The organism is Cellulosimicrobium composti, from assembly GCF_010287905.1.
Classification (GTDB): domain Bacteria; phylum Actinomycetota; class Actinomycetes; order Actinomycetales; family Cellulomonadaceae; genus Cellulosimicrobium; species Cellulosimicrobium composti.
This window is the reverse complement of the sequence record NZ_JAAFAN010000132.1, coordinates 1-2804: the sequence shown is the minus strand read 5'-3', so window position 1 is coordinate 2804 and position 2804 is coordinate 1. Positions and strand designations below refer to the sequence as shown.

At 77.8% G+C, this 2804-nt stretch carries 2 protein-coding genes; both read left to right on the top strand.

Annotated elements, in window-relative coordinates; translation table 11 throughout:
- The first annotated feature begins 334 nt into the window (after nucleotides 1–334).
- Nucleotides 335–2011, top strand: a complete 1677-nt coding sequence (locus GYH36_RS18970) for a carbamoyltransferase family protein (RefSeq protein ID WP_115942666.1) — start codon at nucleotides 335–337, stop codon at nucleotides 2009–2011.
- Nucleotides 2008–2804: glycosyltransferase family 2 protein (locus GYH36_RS18965; RefSeq protein WP_162290684.1), on the top strand; the 797-nt coding region annotated here is incomplete at its 3' end. The genes GYH36_RS18970 and GYH36_RS18965, both read left to right, overlap by 4 nt.

Sequence of the window (2804 nt, the reverse complement as noted above, 5' to 3'; positions counted from 1 at the left end):
ACGCGGGCCAGGCGGCCGCGGCGGCGCGCACGGCGGCGTCGACCTCGTCGGTCTCCGCGCAGCGCACGGGGGCGGCCGGCCGGCCCGTCGCCGGGTCGGTGCGCTCGAGGCGGCGCTCGCGCGCGGCGGGTGCGGTGGTCGTGGTCATGCGGGCCTCCCGGGGGATCACACGAAGAGAACTACCCATGGGTGCGACGTCGGCGTGCGAGAAGCGCTTCTCCGGGTCAGGGTGAAGGCGGGTTGCAGCAGAGCCGACCCGCACGCGTCAGGCGCAGTGGCCCCGCTTCTCGAGGCGCACCACGAGCCTGACCCGAACGAGGAAGGCTCGCAGCCCATGCGCGTCCTCGGCGTCAACGCCCTGTTCCACGACCCGTCCGCCGCCCTCGTCGTCGACGGCCGCGTGGTCGCCGCGGCGGAGGAGGAGCGGTTCTCCCGGCGCAAGCACGGCAAGCGCCCGCTGCCGTTCGCGGCGTGGGAGCTGCCGGAGAAGGCGATGGCCTGGTGCCTCGAGGAGGGCGGGCTGCGCCCGCAGGACCTCGACGCCGTCGCGTACTCGTTCGACCCGGCGCTCGCCAAGCCCGCGGAGGAGATGGGCCTGCCGGACCCGTGGGACTGGCTGCGCGTGCAGTACGCCGAGCGCGCGCCGCAGTTCCTCGCGACCGCGCTGCCCGGCCTGTCGCCCGCGGCGGTGCGGTTCGTCCCGCACGAGGTAGCCCACGCCGCGTCGGCCGCGCTCGCGTCGCCGTTCCCGGTCGCGAGCGTGCTGTCGCTCGACGGCCGGGGCGAGCGCTCGTCGCACCTCGCGGGCCGCTACGACCACGGCCGCCTCGAGGTGCTCGCGAGCCAGGAGCTGCCCCACTCGCTGGGCCTGCTCTACGAGTCGCTCACCGAGCACCTGGGCTTCCTGCGGTCGAGCGACGAGTACAAGGTCATGGCGCTCGCCTCGTACGGCGAGCCGCGGTTCCTCGACGACCTGCGCGAGCTCGTCCGCGCGACGGACGACGGCGGGTTCGTCGCCGAGGTGCCGGACTGGGAGCGCTGGGCCCCGCGCCGCACCGACGACGGCACGTGGGGCACCGAGCACGGCGGCCTCGCCGAGCACGCCGACCTCGCGGCCTCCGTCCAGGCGCGGCTCGAGGAGGTGCTCGTGGACCTCGCGACGTGGCTGCACGGCCGCACCGGCGACCGCGTGCTCACCATGGCGGGCGGGACGGCGCTGAACTGCGTCGCCAACTCGCGCGTCTGGCGCGAGTCGCCGTTCGAGGAGGTCTGGGTGCAGCCCGCCGCGGGCGACTCCGGCACGGCGCTCGGCGCGGCGCTCCAGCTCGCCGCGGAGGCGGGCGACACGATCGAGCCGATGGGCTCGGCGGCGCTCGGCCGCGCGTGGGGCGACGAGGCGCTGGCCCGGTGGCTGCGGACGGCGCGCGTGCCGTTCACGACGCCCGACGACCTGCCCGCCGAGGTGGGCCGCATCCTCGCGGACGACGGGATCGTCGCCTGGTTCGACGGCCGGGCCGAGCTCGGCCCCCGCGCGCTGGGGCACCGCTCGCTGCTCGCGCACCCGGGCCCGGTGGAGAACCTCGAGCGGCTCAACGACGTCAAGGGCCGCGAGCAGTTCCGGCCCGTGGCGCCGATGGTGCTGCTGGAGGACGCCGCGGAGATCTTCTCGGGCGGTCCCGTGCCGAGCCCGTACATGCTCTTCGTGCACGACGTCGCGCCCGCGTGGCGCGACCGGATCGCGGCCGTCGTGCACGTGGACGGCACGGCGCGCATCCAGACCGTCGACGGGTCGACGCCGCGCCTGCAGGCCACGATCCGGGCGTTCAAGGAACGCACCGGCCTCCCGGTCGTCGTCAACACGAGCCTCAACACCGCGGGGCGCCCGATGGTCGACGACCCGCGCGACGCGCTCGAGCTCTTCGGCTCGGCGCCCGTGGACGCGCTCGTGCTCGGCCCGCACCTCGTGCGCCGCGCCGACGTGTTCGCCGCGCCCGCGGGGGCCCGGTCGTGAGCGCGCCCGCCGGGACCCGCGCCGCCGCCCCGGGGTACGCCGTCGTCGTGCCGTCGATCGGCCGGCCGTCGCTCGACCGGCTGCTGGAGACGCTCGTCGCGCAGCGCGACGACACGGACGCGCCGCCGCCGGCCGAGGTCGTCGTCGCCGACGACCGCCGCCTGCCGCCGCCCGGCTCGGCCGACCCGGCGCCCGAGCCGCTCGACCTCGGGGACGCCGGGCGCGCGCTCTGCGCGCGGGTCGTGCGCACCGGGGGCCGGGGCCCTGCCGCGGCGCGCAACGCGGGGTGGCGCTCGACGTCCGCGCCGTGGGTCGTGTTCCTCGACGACGACGTCGAGCTCCCGGCCGGGTGGGCGCGCCGGCTCGCGCACGACCTCGCGGCGGCCGCGCCCCGCACGGGCGGCGTGCAGGGACGCCTGCACGTGCCCCTGCCCGCGCACCGCCGCCCGACCGACTGGGAGCGCGGGACCGCCGGGCTCGAGCGCGCGGCGTGGGCGACCGCCGACATGGCGTACCGGCGCGCCGCGCTCGAGCGGGTCGACGGGTTCGACGAACGCTTCCCGCGCGCCTACCGCGAGGACGCCGACCTCGCGCTGCGCGTGCGCGACGCGGGCTGGGACCTCGTGCGGGGCGCGCGCACCACGACGCACCCCGTGCGCCCCGCGGACGACGCGGTGAGCCTGCGCGTGCAGGCCGGCACGCGCGACGACGCGACGTTCCGCGCGCTGCACGGGCCGCGGTGGCGCGAGCGCGCCGAGACCGGGCGGGGCCGCCTCGCGTGGCACGTCGCGAC

Excerpts from the sequence above, each read along its gene's own strand:
- GYH36_RS18970 (WP_115942666.1), top strand. The coding sequence starts at position 335 with ATGCGCGTCCTCGGCGTCAACGCCCTGTTCCACGACCCGTCCGCCGCC.